At 58.3% G+C, this 18,078-nt stretch carries 19 protein-coding genes; 17 read left to right on the top strand and 2 right to left on the bottom strand.

Translation table 11 applies throughout. The features are described from left to right. Positions 1-9 precede the first annotated feature (9 nt). Positions 10-1,083: a UDP-N-acetylmuramate dehydrogenase gene (gene murB, locus ABIE13_RS08605; protein ID WP_354442717.1), complete on the top strand. Its 1,074-nt coding sequence runs from the start codon at positions 10-12 to the stop codon at positions 1,081-1,083. Further along, positions 1,037-2,008 carry a bestrophin family protein gene (locus ABIE13_RS08600; protein ID WP_354442716.1) on the top strand — a complete coding sequence of 324 codons (972 nt, stop codon included), beginning with the start codon at positions 1,037-1,039 and terminating at the stop codon, positions 2,006-2,008. The genes murB and ABIE13_RS08600 overlap by 47 nt, the downstream gene beginning before the upstream one ends. Before the next feature lie 143 nt (positions 2,009-2,151). Here the strand turns inward: ABIE13_RS08600 and ABIE13_RS08595 are convergent, their stop codons facing one another. Together ABIE13_RS08595 and ABIE13_RS08590 are read right to left on the bottom strand one after the other, a co-directional pair. Then, positions 2,152-2,469 (bottom strand): pyrimidine/purine nucleoside phosphorylase, encoded by a 318-nt coding sequence (locus ABIE13_RS08595; protein WP_354442715.1) that lies wholly within the window; start codon positions 2,467-2,469, stop codon positions 2,152-2,154. Positions 2,470-2,649: 180 nt separating this feature from the next. After that, entirely contained in the window at positions 2,650-3,876 is a 1,227-nt protein-coding gene (locus ABIE13_RS08590; RefSeq protein ID WP_354442714.1) for a hypothetical protein, read from the bottom strand. Positions 3,877-3,976: 100 nt separating this feature from the next. Between ABIE13_RS08590 and ABIE13_RS08585 the strand changes: the two genes are divergently transcribed. From ABIE13_RS08585 to ABIE13_RS08515, 15 genes are all read left to right on the top strand, one after another. Continuing rightward, the gene (locus ABIE13_RS08585) at positions 3,977-4,831 is read left to right on the top strand and encodes a GntR family transcriptional regulator (protein WP_354442713.1); all 855 of its coding nucleotides are present in this window, start codon (positions 3,977-3,979) and stop codon (positions 4,829-4,831) included. 47 nt (positions 4,832-4,878) lie between these two features. After that, a complete protein-coding gene (locus tag ABIE13_RS08580; RefSeq protein WP_354442712.1) occupies positions 4,879-6,045 on the top strand; it encodes an ABC transporter substrate-binding protein in 1,167 nt (388 codons plus the stop codon). A gap of 27 nt (positions 6,046-6,072) precedes the next feature. Further along, complete coding sequence (locus ABIE13_RS08575; protein ID WP_354442711.1) at positions 6,073-7,008, top strand: ferritin-like domain-containing protein; 936 nt, start codon at positions 6,073-6,075, stop codon at positions 7,006-7,008. 38 nt (positions 7,009-7,046) lie between these two features. Continuing rightward, positions 7,047-7,979: a hypothetical protein gene (locus ABIE13_RS08570; RefSeq protein WP_354442710.1), complete on the top strand. Its 933-nt coding sequence runs from the start codon at positions 7,047-7,049 to the stop codon at positions 7,977-7,979. A 24-nt stretch (positions 7,980-8,003) separates the two neighbouring features. Further along, on the top strand, positions 8,004-8,876 hold the full coding sequence (locus ABIE13_RS08565) for a branched-chain amino acid ABC transporter permease (RefSeq protein ID WP_354442709.1): 873 nt from the start codon (positions 8,004-8,006) through the stop codon (positions 8,874-8,876). A gap of 3 nt (positions 8,877-8,879) precedes the next feature. Further along, a complete protein-coding gene (locus ABIE13_RS08560) occupies positions 8,880-9,950 on the top strand; it encodes a branched-chain amino acid ABC transporter permease (RefSeq protein ID WP_354442708.1) in 1,071 nt (356 codons plus the stop codon). Further along, the gene (locus ABIE13_RS08555; RefSeq protein ID WP_354442707.1) at positions 9,931-10,701 is read left to right on the top strand and encodes an ABC transporter ATP-binding protein; all 771 of its coding nucleotides are present in this window, start codon (positions 9,931-9,933) and stop codon (positions 10,699-10,701) included. The genes ABIE13_RS08560 and ABIE13_RS08555 overlap by 20 nt, the downstream gene beginning before the upstream one ends. Next, positions 10,694-11,407: an ABC transporter ATP-binding protein gene (locus ABIE13_RS08550; RefSeq protein WP_354442706.1), complete on the top strand. Its 714-nt coding sequence runs from the start codon at positions 10,694-10,696 to the stop codon at positions 11,405-11,407. Before ABIE13_RS08555 ends, ABIE13_RS08550 begins: the two co-directional genes overlap by 8 nt. Positions 11,408-11,659: 252 nt before the next feature. Continuing rightward, entirely contained in the window at positions 11,660-12,592 is a 933-nt protein-coding gene (locus tag ABIE13_RS08545) for an alpha/beta hydrolase (RefSeq protein ID WP_354442705.1), read from the top strand. Then, on the top strand, positions 12,589-12,978 hold the full coding sequence (locus ABIE13_RS08540; protein WP_354442704.1) for a RidA family protein: 390 nt from the start codon (positions 12,589-12,591) through the stop codon (positions 12,976-12,978). The genes ABIE13_RS08545 and ABIE13_RS08540 overlap by 4 nt, the downstream gene beginning before the upstream one ends. A 55-nt stretch (positions 12,979-13,033) precedes the next feature. Then, positions 13,034-13,963 (top strand): alpha/beta hydrolase, encoded by a 930-nt coding sequence (locus ABIE13_RS08535; protein ID WP_354442703.1) that lies wholly within the window; start codon positions 13,034-13,036, stop codon positions 13,961-13,963. 154 nt (positions 13,964-14,117) lie between these two features. Next, positions 14,118-14,891 carry an RNA methyltransferase gene (locus ABIE13_RS08530; RefSeq protein ID WP_354442702.1) on the top strand — a complete coding sequence of 258 codons (774 nt, stop codon included), beginning with the start codon at positions 14,118-14,120 and terminating at the stop codon, positions 14,889-14,891. A gap of 231 nt (positions 14,892-15,122) precedes the next feature. Next, positions 15,123-15,980 (top strand): FAS1-like dehydratase domain-containing protein, encoded by an 858-nt coding sequence (locus ABIE13_RS08525; protein ID WP_354442701.1) that lies wholly within the window; start codon positions 15,123-15,125, stop codon positions 15,978-15,980. A 29-nt stretch (positions 15,981-16,009) separates the two neighbouring features. Beyond that, positions 16,010-17,200, top strand: coding sequence for a CaiB/BaiF CoA transferase family protein (locus tag ABIE13_RS08520; protein WP_354442936.1), 1,191 nt, complete (start codon positions 16,010-16,012; stop codon positions 17,198-17,200). Between the two features lie 16 nt (positions 17,201-17,216). After that, positions 17,217-18,059, top strand: coding sequence for an HpcH/HpaI aldolase/citrate lyase family protein (locus ABIE13_RS08515; RefSeq protein WP_354442935.1), 843 nt, complete (start codon positions 17,217-17,219; stop codon positions 18,057-18,059). The last annotated feature ends 19 nt before the right edge of the window (positions 18,060-18,078 follow it).

Here is an 18,078-nt window from a genome sequence, read left to right as displayed (position 1 = left end):
AATTGTCCCATGTTCGTGGAGCAAAACGTCCCCCTGCAGCCGCTTAATAGCTTCGGCATAGCCGCGCGTGCTGCCACCCTTGTGCGAGTGCGCAATGAAAATGATGTCAAGGCTGTGCTGGCTGATGCCAGTTTGGCCGGTCAACCCAAGTTCGTGTTGGGTGGCGGCAGCAACATTGTGCTGACGGGTGATGTCAAATCGCTGGTATTGAAAGCGGAGGTGCTTGGCCGCCGCGTGGTGCGGGAAACCGAGCGCCACGTGATCGTGGAGGCTGGCGCTGGCGAGAATTGGCACGATTTTGTAACCTGGACGCTGGATCACAACTTGCCCGGTCTGGAAAACCTGGCTCTCATTCCCGGTACGGTTGGCGCTTCACCGGTGCAAAACATTGGCGCCTACGGGGTAGAGTTGCAGGACCGTTTCGATTCACTTGACGGCATCGATCTGGCCACGGGTGAGCTCTTTAGCCTGAACGCCGCCCAATGTGGCTTCGGTTACCGCGATTCCGTGTTCAAGCACCCACCGGCCATTCCCAGCCAAAGTGGCTATGCCCCGCCCAGTATGGGGCTGGGAGGGCGCACCCTCATTTTGCGTGTGCGCTTTGCCCTGCCCAAGGCATGGAAACCTGTGCTGGGCTATCTGGATATCGAGCGGCGCATGCAGGAGGAGGGCGTTCTGAACCCGAGCGCCCGGCAGATCTACGATTGGATTGTGGCCATCCGCCGCGCCAAGCTGCCAGATCCCGCCGTCATCGGCAATGCCGGCAGCTTCTTCAAGAACCCGACCGTCACGCCAGAGCAGTGCCAGGACATCATTGGCCGTGACCCCAAGGTGGTGCACTATCCCATGGCCGATGGCAGCATCAAGCTCGCCGCCGGCTGGCTGATAGATGCCTGCGGCTGGAAGGGAAAGCAGGTGGGTAATGCGGCTGTCTACGAGAAGCAGGCGCTGGTGCTGGTGAACAGGGGTGGCCTGGAAAATCCGGCCACGGGCGGCGAGGTCATGACCTTGGCCAAAGCCATCCAGACCAGCGTTTATGAACGTTTTGGTATCCGGCTGGAGCCGGAGCCGGTGGTGGTGTAGATTGATCTTGCTTGAGCGGCCGAATGCCATCGGCCTTTTCTTTGCTATCAAAGGCTCGGTCCTGCCCCGCATTGCCCCGAGCATTGCTGTCTGCACTGGGCTGGCTGTCCTCGTGACAATCACGCACGGCCTCTTGTTTTCGTGGAAGGTCACGCTGACCCCGGTGCCTTTCACATTGATGGGGCTCGCGCTGGCCATCTTTCTGGGCTTTCGCAATAGCACCGCGTACGACCGCTTTTGGGAAGCGCGCAAACTATGGGGTGAATTGATCCACCAATCTCGCAACCTGGCTCGCCAGCAAGCCTGGGTGAAGATAGATGGGGCGGCGCAAGCCGAGGAGAGTCGTCTGGTCCTTTTTCGCACCGTCGCGTTTGCCCATGCGCTGCGGTGTCAGCTCCGCCGTCTCGATGCCAAAGCCGATCTCACCCAATGGATTGGGGCGCCAGAGCAGGCTCAAGTCACTGCACGGTTCAACCCAGGCAATGAACTGCTCACTTTGAATACGCAGGTTTTTTCTCGCTGGGTCCGTGAAGACCGACTGCCGATTCCCTTGGCAGCTGAAATGGATAAGACCCTGGCTGCTTTGGCTGGTGTACAGACTGGTTGCGAACGTATTGCTTCAACGCCCATACCTTTTGCCTACACGCTATTGCTGCACCGCACGGCCTACATGTACTGCCTGCTATTGCCTTTCGGCCTGGTAGACGTCATTGGCCTGATGACGCCCGTGGTGGTGGCGATCGTCTCGTATACGTTCTTTGGGCTGGATGCCCTGGGTGACGAGATCGAACAACCCTTTGGTGTGCGCCCGCATCACTTGCCGCTGGACGCCATGTGCCGTGTGATCGAGATAGATATGCTGCGCGCGTCTGGGGAGCAGGCGCTGCCTGAACCCCTGAAACCGGTAGGCGGGGTCATCCTCTGAGCGTGAAGCTCACTGTCCCGGTCTCACTGAGCGGCAAAGTTCAACCCCCGTGCTCTGGGCAGTCACACCTGCCAGAGACGGAGCGCTGATTTCGTGATGCCTGGGGTGCAAAGCTTCCGGGAGCCAATGTACAGCCAGTGCGATCAGCCGAAATGGCAGATGTAGTGATACGGCTCGGTCACTCTGATTTCGAATGAAGAATTGGCCGGAATGCTGAACTTTTCTCCTGGGCCGGAATTCTTCCATTCGTTGGAGCCGGCCAGTTTGTATTCGCAATGGCCGCCCACGCATTCCATGATCTCGGCAGCGCCGGTGTTGAATGTCAGCGTTGCGGGCAAGACGACACCCACGCTTTTCTTGGTGCCGTCGGCCAGGGTAAAGCCGTGGGAAACGCACTTGCCGTCAAAATAGACGCTGGCTTTGGTAGTCAGGGTGACGTTGGCGAAGTTTTCAGTGGTCATGATGGAGAGCTTGTAGAACGAAAAACCTTAGGGCGTGTCAGCCCCCTGGCTTGGCAACGCGTGGGGATTTTAGTTGACGCCACGCGCTAGGTCTTCCGCCAGAGCTAGACGGCAGATCACCCTTGTACAACCTCATCAGTCCTGCCGGTATATCTGACCGACGCTCAGGATCCACGTTGTTCAGCGGGCCGGGTAGGTGGGTGCTGTCTCCTTGGCTCGGACGTCATCCAGGAAATCAAAATTTCTTTCCTTGTATGCGAGCTGCAGGGTAGCTCCAGTCAGCCAGGAAATGGACTCAGAGCTAGTGGACTGTGGCTTAGCGTGGCGCAAGATTTCCTCGGAGTTGGCACCGGCAATGAATGCGATAGGTACCACTTCGCGGTTCAGCTCATTGGCCCAGGGCTGCGATTTTTCACGGAGAATCTTCGGCAAACCCTGGCCGCGTGAGATGTCCGCCTCTTCCAGCAACACCAGCACACAAGCGTGACCCATGTGTTCAAACATCACTGTGCCGGTAGATCCAATGCCGTGTTGCACATACGCGCCCAGCGCATGCAACACCTGTAGAGCTGCATTGATCACTCCAACCCGGTCACCATGTTCAAGTTGACCAAAGAACGCAATGTCGGAAAGCTCCTTGAGTAGCGCTGCTTCGGTGGCCTGCAACGCCCGGCGTTTTTGAGATGTCTCCGCCAGTTCTTGACGCAAGGCGCGTTCTCGCTCGGTGACCACGGGACGAGCGCCGACATATCCTGAAACCCTGGCATCCAGCCGCAGGCGTGCGCTGAGGTCGTCAAGTGCATCAACCATCTTGGCCAGGGTTGATGGGCTTATGGTTTCCCGCAATTCCGGAATGACCAGTACCCGGCCCGGATGATGGTATTCATAGACCGCGCAAATTCCGTCGCCGTCAGAGACGGATGCAATGGCCTGTGCCTCGCCGGAGGTGAACGTGGCGCTGGCCACGAAATGCTCGCCGAACGTGTCAAAAAACCGCCGAAATGGCTCGCCTGCGTCACATCTGAGCGCCGAAGGCTTGCACGCTTCATGGTGCAGGTTCCTATAGCCCGGTAGCGCTTCGATCACGTCGAACGGAACCACGTCCTGCACCGTATGCAGACCCATCCTGGTGAAGCCCGGGGCGAGCATCACGAGCGTGCCGCCCCGTGCCAGGAATTCCTCGAACTCGGTGCGCCAGTAACGGATATGGGTGAACACCCGCTGCGAGTCTCGTACATCCAGTACCGGCGTGCCCTCGAAGGAGTCGTCTCTTGAATAGACGCTGGCAATGGCTGCGGGCCGCCAGACCACCAGATCGAACTCGTTCAGTGAAGCAGGGTCTGCGAAGCTCAGTGGGCTCACTCCCTGCAGCGGCGTATTAGGGAAGTCGATAAGTGCAATGGGCATCTAAGCAGCACCTTTGAAGAAAAAAGCTGTTGACACAAGATTGACTGCATATCATGATATCCGTACAAGCTGATGAGTGGAAATTATTTCTTTTATCGTCATGTCAAATCCAGATAGAACACAGGGCCCCGGCCGCCCGGGCAATGCCGATCCAGCCGTGCAAGAACTCGGGCTTGATCGCGATTCCGCTCTGCCGTTGTATGCGCAGCTCAAGCGCCGGCTGCAAGCCATCATCCAGACCGAAGCGCTACCTGGCGGGCGTTTCTATTCCGATCAGGAGGTTGGCGCCATGTTTGGTGTCAGCCGCTATACGGTGCGGCAAGCCATTCAGGAGCTCGTCACACAAGGGCTGCTGCGCCGGGTTCAAGGCCAAGGTACCTTTGTCAATACCGAAAAGTTCGATGAGATCTTTGGTCCTCAGATGGACTTCCAGAATCAGTGGGAGAAGGGCGGACGCCCGCTCACTTTCAGTCTTCGCAGTTTTGCCATCCTGCCTTGCCCTGAGAGTGTGGCCTTTCACCTGGGTGTCAGTGCCGGGCTGGATGTACTTCATATTGAGCGCCAGCGCAGAAGCGGCGACGCTACGGTGTCCTACGACTACCGGTATATCCATCCTGACCTGGCGGGCTCAATTTCCGAACAGGAAGCAACACGGCACTCGCTTCTGGATCTCCTCTCGCGCAGGGTGACCTTGTCTCACGCTCAAAACAGTATCGAAGCGGTGATAGCGGGCAGTGAACTCGGGACTCTGCTTAGCGTTCCGCCTGAATCAGCGGTCATGGTGAGGGAGCTCATCTACTTCTGCAAAGAAGGTCTGCCTGTGATGTGTGGGCGTTCCTACTCGCCTGGCAAGTCTGTACGCCACACCTTCTCGGTTGCACTTTCAAGCGCTCACTTCGCTTCTCATCCCGCCAACACTCTCAGCGGGACGCTATCGACCGAAGTCAGCGATTGATCCCCGGACATCGCTTGCCCATTTCCCACCACCAACCCTCGACTGCCATGAATACATCTTTTTCCAAACGTACGACTCTGAAGTTGCTTGGTCTTTTGATGACGGGTCTGTCCACGTCAGCCAAGGCTCAGTCCACCTACAAGATCGGTTCTGTGCTCTCAGTCACCGGACCTGCTGCTTTTCTGGGTGACGACATGAAAGCGGGGATGGAGCTTGCCTTGGATGAAATCAACGCCAAGGGCGGTGTGAATGGCAAGAAAATCGAGTGGGTCTTCTACGATGCTGAAAGCCAGACGCAGAAGGGACTGAGCGCCACGCGCCGCCTGCTTACCCAAGACAAGGTGGAGATGATTGTCGGCGGGGGCAACATGAGCGGCATGGCCATTGCCATGTTGCAATTGACCGAGAAGGCGCAGGTTCCTTTTATTTCCACTGAAGGAAGCATGCAAATCGTCACGCCTGTGGCCGAACGCCCCTGGACGTTCAAAAGCACGGTGGATGATGACCAGGCGGTTGAACGGATTGCCGACTACTTTGACAAGAACAAAATCAAGAAAGTCGGCATGCTGGCGGATTCTTCCGGCTTCGGTCAGAGCGCAGTCGAGCAATGGAAGAAAGTGGCACCCAAGCGCGGGCTGGATGTGATCTACGAGTCGTTCAACCCGAACGATACGGACATGACGCCTCAGATCAACAAGCTGAAGGCTGCGGGAGTGCAGGCGCTGGTTTGCTGGACAGTCACGCCTGCTGGGGTGGTTGCCATGAGGCAGGCCAAGACGCTGGGCATGGGCAACATTCCATTCATTCATAGCTATGGCTTCGTAGACAAGCGCTACATGGATCTTGCCGGCGACGCAGCCAAGGGCGTTTTGTTGGTCAGCGTGAAGTTTCCGGTGGGAGAAGACCTTCCTGATAGCGATCCCGTCAAGGCTCGAATCCTTACGCTCAACAAGGCGTTCGAGGCACGCTTCAAGCGGCGCCCCAATCAATTCGTTGCGCAGACCTACGACGCCATCTACCTGGCCAAGATGGCTCTGGAAAAAGGCAATGTCGACAAGGCCAAAGTGCGCGATGCCATTCAAGGCGTTCAGAACTACCACGGCGTTGGCGGAACGTTCAATTTTTCCTCTACTCAGCATTCCGGTCTGTCGAAGTCCGATCTTGTCTTGCTGAAGTACGAAGACGGCCGGTTCCGCCTGGCGGACTACAAGTAATCAGGCGCACCCCACAAGGAGATCGACATGAGTGCAATCGCAGCAGCCGCACCCACCATACTGGATGCGCCCGAGAACCGTTTCCCGCTGGAGCTGGATATCGCCGTACCACGCGTGCGCAACTTATTCCACTCGGCAACGAACAACCAGTGGAACCCAGCGACAGATATCGAGTGGTCGCTACTGGACCCATCGCAGTACACGACCGAGCAACTCTACGCAGCCCGCATGTATTGGAGCCGGCGTGCGTGGGGCGAGTACGGAGCCATTTCTGAATCGCCCGCTTTGCAGATCCGCTTTTGCCAGGAAAACTGCCCGCCTGATATGCGGCTCTACTTCTCCATCCGAACGCAGGAGGAGTCACGCCATGCTGAGGTGTGCTTTCGTATGGCGGAGAAACTCGGCGGCTACATCCAGCAACCGGACCAATCGGAGTTCCAAGGTGCGATAGCCACTCATGGAGTGCGCAAGATGGCTCTCGATCCGAGCGTGCCCTTGGAAGGTGTCATTGCTGCGCTGGTGTGTGCGGCCGAAGAAATTGCGTTCGATGTGTTTCGCCACCTGATTGACATCACGCCGAACCCTGTGGCGCGCCAGGTGCTCAAGAGCATCATGCGGGATGAAGTGCGCCACTGCGCCTTCGGCTGGGCGTTCATGGACAACCGTATCCCTCATCTCTCCAAAGCTCAGTTGAAGGCAGTGGAAGACGCGGTTGTGCTGATGATCGAGAAGGTGGAGCTCAATGGCTATCACAGCGCCTGGCTGGCTACCGAGGGCGCGGCCAAGTCAGCAGAGGTGGAGACTGACCGCATCACCTGGCAGGCTGGACTGGGCGCAACGGTGGAAGAGCTGGAAAAGCCCGTGTTCGTGGCTTCCGTTCAAAGGATTCGCCGTCAGATGGAGGAGTCATGGGGCATCCAGCTACCTATGTTCCGCCATCCCAAGATCGACGGGGAATTTTGATCGCCGCGTAGCGCAAGACTTCAGGAGAAAAGCACATCATGCAGGTACACGCACCCGCCGCTGCCCCGGCACCCACGCCGCTCATGGTAGAGCGCCGATTTCCGCTGGATCTTCATCGCTCCATTCAGTCAATCAGGGAACTGTATGAGACCGGAAAGCAAAGACGCTGGAGCCCGGTCAAGGACATCGATTGGAGCAAACTGGACCTTTCCACTTACTCGCCAGCAGCCTTGCAGGCCGCCCAGCAGATATGGAGCCGCAGAGCGTGGCTTGAGTACACGGGTCTGGCAGAAACCCCCGCTTTGCTTATCCGCTTCTGCCTGGAATTGGATAGAGAGTCAGACCCCAAGTACTTCCTGACCGTGCGCAACACGGAAGAAGCCTGGCATGTCGAATGCTTTCACAGCTATGCCAAGGCTTTGGGTGGTTACCAGAGCAGGCCTGCCAATTCCGCTTGGGAGGATGTCATCAACCGCACCTTCTACCGTGATGCATTGAATGCCAGTCAATCCCTGGATGCCTATGTCGCCACGCAGTGCGCCATGGCGGATGGCCTGGAGCTGGAATTGGCTCGCCTTTACGCTGGCAACGCCAGGGAGCCCATCGCTGCTCAGATCCTCGAGCAGGTGGTGCAAGCCAAGGAAAGGCATGCGTCGTTTGGTTGGTTGTACCTGCAAGAGCGGGCCGCGCATATGGATGCAGCCACCAAGGAGATGATCTCCAAACAGATCACTGCCTGGGTCACGGAGGTCGCCTTTTCGGGCTACCACATCCCCACCTTGTCCACACAGATCGATACACGGCCAGATGCCTCTGCTGCCACGCTGGCTGCAGAGGCCGGGCTTGGCGCAGCCACTCCAGAAAGCGAACAGCACGCGTTCAAGCAGTACCTGCAAAACGCGTTCGACCGCCTGGGCCAGCTGGGCTTTGCCCCCACCCGACCGCAGCATCCCGTGCTCGGTCTTTTGTAAGCTGTTCACCAAAGGGACTGGTTTATGAGCGACACCCTCCAGTTGCTGTTCGCAGGCCTCAGCACCGGAAGCATCTATGCCATGGTGGCACTCGGCTTCAACATCATTTTCAAGAGCACCGGCGCGCTTAACTTTGCGCAGGGAGAATGGGTGATGTTGGGCGGCATGGTGGCCGCCACGCTGTATGCGGCCAAGGTGCCTTTGGCCATCGCGTTCCTGGTGGCCGTGGTGGTGGCTATGGCGGTGGGTGGCATTTCCGAACGGCTGATCGTTCGAAAACTCAAGAAGCCCGGCCCCATGTCAATCACGATCTTGACGATCGCTATTGCCATCTGCACCAAGAGCATTGTGATGCTGGTGCTTGGCAAAAGCCCGGCCGGCCTGCCTTCTTTCTCTGAAACCGGTCCCATCTCACTTGCGGGCGCCATGCTGGAGACTCAGTCGCTCTGGATCATTGGCATTGCAGCGCTGGTGATGGCCGGAGCGGGCTACTTCTTCAACCAGACTGTCCTCGGTAAGGCCATGCGCGCTGCTGCGGCACAGCCCGAAGCGGCAGCGCTCGTCGGCATCAGTCCCAAGCTCACCATGAGTCTTTCGTTCATGCTTGCGGCGGCAGTGGGTGCGGTTGCGGGTGTGATTGTCACGCCACTGACGCTCATCTCTTTTGACCACGGAACCATTCTGGGATTCAAAGCCTTCTGCGCCGCCATGCTTGGCGGCCTTGGCAGCCTGCCTGGGGCGATGATTGGCGGTTTGCTCCTCGGTTTGGCTGAGAGCTTCGGAGGGGGGGTGATTTCATCGCACTTCAAGGACGCCGTGGCATTTGTGGTGCTTTTGCTTGTACTTGTGAAGTGGCCCAACGGTTTGCTCGGACGCGGTCAAGTGGAAAAGGTGTAAGCCATGTCTACGCTCTCCACTTCAAATTCCACTTCCACATCTCCGATCGGAGATCGCCGTGCCCGCCATCGGTGGACGCTGGCTGCTGTCTGGGCGCTGGCTTTGTTTTGGCCCTTGCTGGCCCCTAATGAGTATGTGCTCAGCCTGGGGGTGTACTTCTTCATCAACCTCATCTTGATTGCCAGCTTGAACGTCATCATGGGCTGGACAGGGCAAGTGTCGCTGGCCCACGCGGCGTTCTATGGACTGGGGGCGTATGTGAGTGGCGTGCTCAATACCCGCTGGAACATCTCCCCCTGGTTGGGAACGCTTGCCGCCATTTTGGTCGTAGGCGGCGTTGCGGCCTTTGTAGGGTGGGCCACGTTGCGCTTGCGCGGCCCTTATCTCTCCATGGGGACCTTGGGCTTCAGTGGCATTCTTTCCGTGATGTTTGTAGAGTTGGTCCCTCTTACTGGAGGGCCCAACGGGCTTGCCGCCATCGCTCCCTACGAAGTGTTCGGGTATGCCCTGGACACGCCGGGACGGTTCTTCTGGCTTGCGTGGTTGATTGGGGCACTGGTCATGTGGTGTCTCATCAACCTGTTTTGCAGTGTCTCTGGCCGCTCGCTCCGTGCCATAGAGGGAAGTGAGATCGGGGCCAATACGCTTGGGATCAACACTTTCCGCGCCAAAGCGGTGGCATTCAGCATCTCCGCAAGCATGGCAGGTCTTGCAGGTGCCATGTATGCGCACTTCAACCAGTTTGCCTCTCCGGAGACCTTTGGCTTCTTTGGCTCTGTTCTGATGGTTGTGATGGTCGCGCTCGGTGGTGTGGGTTCTCTTTGGGGACCGCTGTTTGGTGCCGCCGTGCTCACGGGGGTGCCTGAGTTGCTGCGGCGCTTTCAGGATGCTGAACTGCTGATCTTCGGTGTCGGCATGATCCTGGTGCTGCTCTATCTTCCGGGTGGTGTGTCTTCTCTGGGGCAGCGATGCATGCGCTGGTACAGGGACAGGTCAACCAAAGTCCATGCCGGTGAAAGCCAACCCTTGCGCAAACCCCAAACGGAGTCTCCTCATGGCACTGTTGGACGTTGAAAACGTACGAGTGAGTTTTGGTGGCCTGCATGCCGTTGACGGTTTGACCATGCGCGTACAGCCCGGGCAGATCAAGGGCATCATTGGGCCCAATGGCGCGGGCAAGACAACCCTGTTCAATGCCATTGCAGGAATTCAGAAGCTGAGCGCCGGCACCATCAAGCTGCAAGGAACGGAAATCCAGACGCTGCAACCTTATGAGCGGGCGGCGTTGGGTCTTGCACGCACCTTTCAGAATCTGCAGATATTTCCTGACCTGAGCCTGATCGAGAACGTCATGATCGGCTACCACCCTAAAGCCCGCACCGGATTTCTCAAGGCGCTACTGGGCTTGCCCAGCGTCCATAAGGAAGAGATCAAGATCGAAGAGGTCGCCTACGAGAAGCTGAAGTTAATGGGGCTCGCTGACCGTGCAACCAGGCTTGCCGGAGATTTGAGTTTCGGAGAGTCGAAGCTTTTGGAGATCGCACGTGCCCTTGCGGCGGAACCCCAGATACTGATGCTCGACGAACCCATTGCTGGCGTGCCTGCATCTGAGCAAGCCCCTGTGGTCAGCATGATCCAGGAAGTGAATAAGTTGGGCGTCACGGTGGTCCTCGTAGAGCACAACATGCGCATGGTGATGAGCCTTTGCCACGAAATTCTGGTGATGCGCAGCGGCTGTTACCTGGCCGAAGGCACGCCTGGCGAGATTTCCTCGAACCCGGAAGTGATCAGTGCTTATTTGGGAGAGGAGGCCGTTCATGCTTGAAATACGTGATCTTCATGCTTCGTATGGGCACGGTGATGTCCTGCACGGGCTGAATCTCAGTATTGAAACCGGCTCGGTGACTGCGCTTCTTGGCGCCAACGGTGCGGGGAAGTCCACTGTGATGAGAGCCATCAGTGGCCTGATGAAGCCCACGCGCGGCGAGATTCGTTACGAAGGGCAAGATATTTCCGGAATGGGGGCTGAGCGCGTGGTCCGCAGAGGCTTGGCGCTGGTACCCGAAGGGCGTAAGGTGTTTGCGCCGCTGAGCGTTGCAGAGAACCTGGAGATGGGGGCGTTTCAGTACTTGATCAAGCGCGATGCCACTCGCTATCACACCCAGCTCGAGTTTGTCCTGGAACTGTTTCCGAAGCTGAAGGAGCGGTTGCCGCAAACCGCTGGAACGCTGTCTGGTGGCGAGCAACAGATGCTTGCGATTGGGCGCGCATTGATGTCAGCGCCAAAAATGCTTCTGCTGGATGAGCCTTCCATGGGGCTCGCCCCTTTGGTGGTCAAGCAGATCTTCGAGACGCTATCCGAGCTTTCAGGCAAGGGCATGACCATATTCATTTGCGAACAGAACAGCGAGGTCACGCTTCGGCATGCCAATTACGGGTATGTCATAGAGAGTGGCCGACTGGTGCTTTCAGGCAATGCCAAAGAACTTCTCGCCGATGCGCGGGTCAAGGAAGCTTATCTTGGAGGTTAGGGCGTGTCATCAATTAACCCCCCCATGCGTTGCCAAGCCAGGGAGCGCCAGGCTAGGCGTGGTGAGGGCGGTGTACTCATGTACACAAGCGAGCCACAACAACACATGGCGCTCCCTGGCTTGGCAACCCTTTGGGCTGGCTCGTCCTGCGGCGTCTACTTTGCCAGCAGCCTTGGCCGTAGATCACTACGGCCTGCGCCTGCCTTCGCGTATCCATCCTCAGGGCGAGTCAGCGCGTGGGGGGGTTAATTGATGACACGTCCTAGTGCACACGGCATTCTGGAGTTGATGCGGCGAGAAGAGCTCAACTACAGCTTGCGTCCTCGGCATCCGGAGCGCGATTCAGTCTATGCTGACTATCGCAGCCGCAGCGAGCAGTTTCGTTCTGAGACAGAAGGCTGGAAAAGCATCTCCTATGGCGAATCCGAGCGCTGCTCGATCGACTGGTTTCCTCCGCAATTAAAACCTGGTGCTGGTGCAGCCGCGCCGCACGCCCCAGCCCCGCTTTTCATCTTCATACACGGCGGGTTCTGGCGTGCGCTGGATCACCGTCTTTTCAGCTTCATTGCACAGGAGTATGTGAAGCGTGGGATCGCAGTGGCCATGCTGGGCTACCAGTTGGCACCTGAAGTCCGCGTGACTGACATCTTCGAGCAGGTTTCCAGCGCCGTCCGGCTATTGAACACTCAGGCTGCCCAACTTGATTTTGACCCACACCGGGTGTGCATTTCCGGGCACTCAGCTGGTGGCCAACTCGCAGCCATGCTGAGCGGGACGCCACCAGAGGACCTCGGTGGATATCCCTTTGTTTCTGTGGTCCCGGTCAGTGGGGTGTTTTCACTTCCACCGCTTTTGCTGACTACCGTGAATCACGACGTTCGTATGACGCCAGATGAGGCGCTGAGCATGAGCCCGAGCGTACTTCCGCACTTTTATTGCGACGATTTTCTGGTGGCTGTGGGTGGGCGGGAGACGGAAGGGTTCATTGGCCAAAGCCGGGACTTCGTCGACATAGTCAAAGGCCTGGGCATTTCCGCAAGCTTGCAGATCGTCCCCGACCGCACCCATTTCGACATTCTTGAAGAGTTGGCGAGCCCCGGCTTTGAACTCTTCGAGCGCGTTCAGCAGCAGTTGCTCGCGCCACTTCTTTCACCTCATCAGCAACTTCAAGGGAGACCATCTTGACTGAATTCCGCAATTCACCCGCCATTGCCCCTCCGGTAGGTGCGTACTCGCACGCCGTTCGTACCAGTGGCCCTGGGCAGTGGCTGCATATCGCAGGGCAAATTGGCGTGGACAAACAAGGCGCGTTGGCGTCAGGCATTCAGGCGCAGGCCGATGCGGCGTGGAGCAATCTGGTTGCCATTCTTGAAGATGCAGGTATGGGGGTTCAAGATCTCGTCAAGATCACCACCTACTTGCTCGATTCGAATGATCTGGCAGCCGTGAACGCGGTGCGCAAGCAATATCTTGGCGAAAGCAGACCCGCGGCCACCTTGATCGTGGCCAAAGAGCTCGCACGGCCAGAATGGCTGTTTGAGATTGAGGCGGTCGCGTTCAAACCGGACTGACCAGGTGCCAGAGCCAGTGCTCAACAAATGGACTGGACAGCCATATGGGCAACATTTGGATACAGAGCTGACACGGCTGCTCGAGAAGCAAGCAGAGGGCGTTGCCAAAGTTGATCGGTATGCCTTGCCTTTTCCGGAGTCACGCAGTCTGCTGGAAGAGGCGCGCAAACGCACGCACGAGAACAGACTCCCCATGCATAGCGTGGTGGATGAGGACATGTTCGCCCACGGCCGACAAATCAAGCTTCGTTGGTACTATCCCAGCGCTGGCTCTGCTGAGTGCACCCCTGTTGTGTATTTGCATGGAGGAGGTTGGTGCGTCGGATCCAACGTGACGCACGACACGGTCTTGCGCCATCTGGCGCGCGCAGCCCAAGCCCCGGTCTGCGGTGTGGAGTACTCGCTGGCGCCCGAACACCCATTTCCCGCAGCGCTTGAAGATGTTCGTGCCGTCATAGATTTGCTCTACCGCCGGTGGAGGAGCCTGGGAATGCGTGGTGGGCTCATCCTCGCCGGGGATTCCGCCGGAGCCAACCTGGCGCTGGTTGAAGCCATGCGGCGAAGGGATGAAGGCGTGGTTTCGGAATTATCGGCCCTGATTCTTTACTATGGCTGCTACGGGCCTTCCCGCGATGGTGGCTCGTTCCAGGCCTATGGGGATGGTCGTTTCGGGCTGAGCAACCAGGTGCAGGCACGCTATCTTGAGGCTTACATGCCCACGTCATCGAGTGAGGATTGGCGAGTATTTCCCATCGCCGGCGAACTCGGCGGTTTGCCGCCCACCTATGTGCTTGCTGCAGAGCTGGATCCCTTGTTTGACGACTCCATAGAGCTGTACCACGCGCTCAAAGAGCGTGGCGTTCCCGCTGAACTTGCCGTCGCCCACGCCTTGCCTCACGGCTTCTTGAATCAAGCCAATGATCTGCCGGCAGCTGCCAGGGCCATAGAGCAGTCGATAGCCTATGTGAATGCGCTTTCGGTGTAGGGTTCGCAAGCGACACCGCACGCAAGATACCAAATCTTCCGGTACGCGCGGAACTCCAGGCATGGCAAGGCATTACCGGAATTAGTGATCGCAGTGGGTAACATTGGGGTGAAGGTGGCTTGTATCTGTAGCCGCCTCGCATTCCATAACTACCATGCAAACCCGTTTCGTCCTTATTGAAAGCAGCCACGCAGGCAATGTGGGAGCCGTCGCACGCGCCATGAAGGTCATGGGCTTCGATGACCTGGTCCTGGTGGCGCCGCGCTGGCCAGACGTTCTTACGCGTTCCGAGACCGTTGAACGCGCCAGTGGAGCGACTGATGTGCTCGAGAAGGCGCGCGTTGTTTCTACACTGGAAGAAGCGCTTGGCGGCTGCACTCACCTGTGCGCCACGGCCATGACTCCCCGTGACTTCGGACCTCCCACTCGCAGCCCGCGGGCGCATTTCGAAGGATTGCTCTCCCCTGAGCAAGGGCCAAAAGATCCGCCGGAAGGCATCGCATTCCTGTTTGGCTCTGAGCGCTATGGCATGAAGAACGAGGATGTCTATCGCTGCCATGTGGCATTGTCCATCCCTACGAATCCCGACTACGGTTCGCTCAATCTGGCCGCCGCCGTGCAATTGATTGCCTATGACTGGCGGCAAGCCTTGTTCGCTCGTTTCGGTGACGCCTGGGCGGCGGCGACCGGCAAAGAGCCGAAATACGCTGATGCCGCGCAGGTGGCCGGCATGTTGACGCATTGGCAGCAAGCTCTTGCCGACATAGGCTTTCTGGATCCGGCTGCACCCAAGAAGTTGATGCCCCGGCTGACGCAGCTTTTCAATCGCGCTGAACTGACCCAGGAGGAGATTCACATCCTGCGTGGCATTGCCAAGGCGATGAGCGAGAGCGCGGCAAAGTCTGATGGGACCGGTTTGCCTGGTTGAGCTAGGCGCGGGGCAGGCGCTCTGCCCATCGGACGCCCGGGTATCAGCTGTCTGTGCGGCGAGCCCTGTGCGCGACCTGCTTGCACTTCAGGACCCGGGACCTCGGTTTCTAATGTTTATTGCATCAATTGATCTGAATGTTGCAATTCACGGATAGCCCTCCGTGACCGACACTTAGGCTCAACCTGACGCTGACAATGACACTGTCAGTCACTCTCCGGAACTATCGAAATGAACACCACAGCTGAATCGTTGACGGCCTGGATCGGGCGTAGCGAGACTCTCGAGGACCACATTACGCCTACGCCTGTCGTGGCGCTGAGCGCCACGCTGGACTACCCCGCCACCGCCTTGCCAACTGGTTCGCCACTGCCTCATTTGTGGCATTGGCTGTATTTCTTGCCCATGTGCAGGCAGTCGGAAATTGGTGTGGATGGCCATGCCAAACGCGGAGGATTCTTGCCGCCAGTGCCGCTGCCACGCCGCATGTGGGCCGGTAGCCAGTTTGAATTTCGCACCCCTATTCGCGTGGGGGACAAGGTAGAACGCACTTCCACCATTGCAGATGTGAGCACCAAGGAGGGGCGTACTGGCAAGCTGGTGTTTGTGAAAGTGCGGCATGAAATTCGGTGCAACGGGGCGAGCGATCCGGCCTTGATTGAGTTTCATGACATCGTTTACCGGGAAGCTCAGCGGCCAGACGATGTGGCGCCGCCCCCCCAAGCCGCGGAGCAGGGGGCCTGGAAACGCGAAATCGTGCCCGATGACGTGCTGCTTTTCAGGTATTCCGCGCTGACCTTCAACGGCCACCGCATTCACTACGACCGAAAGTACGTGACGGAAGTCGAGGGCTACCCAGGCTTGATCGTTCATGGCCCGCTGATCGCCACTTTGTTGATGGATTTGCTGCGCCGCCAACGGCCCGACGCCGATATTGCCAGCTTCAAGTTCAAAGCACTGCGGCCAACGTTCGATCTGAACGCTTTCCATGTGCACGGCCAACCACAGGAAGATGGCAAGACCATCCGCCTTTGGGCATCCGATCATGAGGGCTGGCTGACCATGGATGCCACAGCGGTTCTGCGCTGAAGACATTTAAAACAAGAAAAATTGCCATGCTGCAGCCATTAAAAGGTATTACGGTCGTCACGCTCGAACACGCCATTGCGGCGCCATTCGCCACGCGCCAGCTTGCGGACATGGGTGCGCGGGTCATCAAGATTGAGCGGCCCGGTGTGGGCGACTTTGCGCGTGGCTACGATCAACGCGTGCGCGGTCTGGCCTCTCATTTCGTCTGGACCAATCGCTCCAAGGAAAGCCTGACGCTGGACGTCAAGTCGCCGGAAGCTGCCAAAGTGCTTGAGCGGCTGGTGCTGGAGAAGGCCGATGTGGTGGTACAGAACCTTGCGCCCGGGGCAGCCGCACGGTTGGGCATGGGGTATGAGCGTTTGTCAGAGCTCAAGCCCGAGTTGATCGTGTGCGATATATCGGGGTATGGCGATCATCCGGTGAACCCAGGCCCTTATCGGGACAAGAAAGCCTACGATCTCCTGATCCAGAGTGAATCGGGGTTTGTCTCGGTCACGGGAACTGCTGAGGAGCCTAGCAAAGCAGGCACTTCCATTGCAGACATCGCTGCCGGTATGTACGCATACAGCAACATTCTGGCGGCATTGATTCAGCGTGGCCAGACGGGGAAAGGGCAGCGCATCGATATTTCCATGCTGGAAGCGCTGACCGAGTGGAACAGCTACCCGCTTTATTACGCCTTTGAGGGGGCCGAACCACCCCCACGTACCGGTGCCAGCCATGCCACCATCTATCCCTATGGTCCATTTCCGGCGGGAGACGGGGGCACAGTGATGCTGGGCTTGCAAAATGAGCGCGAATGGGTAAGTTTTTGCGAGAAGGTACTGCAAATGCCCGCATTGGCCGCGGACCCGCGCTTTACAGCCAACTTCAAACGCGTGGCAGAGCGTGTGGCGTTGCGCCAGATCATTGTTGAAGCCTTTGCAACCATGACGGCTGCGGAAGTCGCAGAGCGATTGGAGGCCGCGCAGATCGCCAACGCGCAGGTCAACACCATGCGAGACGTCTGGGCTCATCCGCAATTGCATGCGCGTGGCCGTTGGACTACCGTGGACTCTCCAGAGGGGCCGCTACCAGCACTTCTGCCCCCCGGCAGTTGGGACAGTGAACCGCGCATGGACGCTGTACCCGCGCTGGGCCAGCATACGGATGCCATTCTGGCCGAGTTGGGGTATTCCGGTTCAGAGATTGAAGCTTTGCACACCACGCAGGCGGTTTGACAAACGTTTCATGATGATGAACCGCACTAGCGAACTGCCACCGCGCACCTATCTGTTTGTGCCGGGTACACGAGAAGATCGCTTTACCAAGGCTTTCGCCACCGGTGCCGACTGTGTCATATTGGATCTGGAAGACGCAGTGAGCGCTGATGACAAACCCCAGGCTCGCGAGACCGTCGCCCGCTGGCTGACATCGGCTTCACCGGAGCAGAGGTTGCGGGTTGCGGTACGGATCAACGATGCCGGCTCTTCCTATTTTGCGGAAGATCTTGCCGCGCTTCGGGCTTGCGGTGCGGCGAACGTCGTTTTGCCCAAAGCGGAGAACGCCGCGCAGATTGCCGCTGTGACAGCGGGTGTGCCAGGCGTGCGCGTTCTCGCATTGATTGAAAGCGCCCGTGGCGTCGCTTTCGTGGATGAGATTGCCGGCGCGTCAGGGGTGTCCCGATTGCTGTTCGGCACGCTGGATTTCGCGCTCGATCTGGATTTGGATATTTCGGATGATGCAAGCGGGCTGGCCTATGCCGCCAGCTGCATCGTGATCGCTTCGCGCCTGGCTGATTTACCTGCACCCGTGGCCGGTGTCACGCCGCAGCTCGATGACGATGCCCGGCTTTTGGCTGACCTGGCGCAAGCGCGCAATTTTGGATTTGGCGCCAAGCTGTGCATTCACCCCAAACAGATCGGGATCATCCACGAAGCCTTGCTGCCAAGCGCTCAGGCGCTTGACTGGGCTCGTCGGGTGCTGGCTGCTGACGCCGCATCGCCCGGTGCCGCCCGGCTGGACGGCCGCATGGTCGATAGGCCCGTAGTTCTTCAAGCCCAGCGCGTGTTGGCGCTGGCACGAGATTCACGCTTTTAACGCTTCCGCTTTCAAGGAG

This window comes from Ottowia thiooxydans, assembly GCF_040548795.1.
Taxonomy (GTDB): Bacteria; Pseudomonadota; Gammaproteobacteria; order Burkholderiales; family Burkholderiaceae_C; genus Ottowia; species Ottowia thiooxydans_A.
This window is presented reverse-complemented; position numbering and strand designations above follow the sequence as displayed.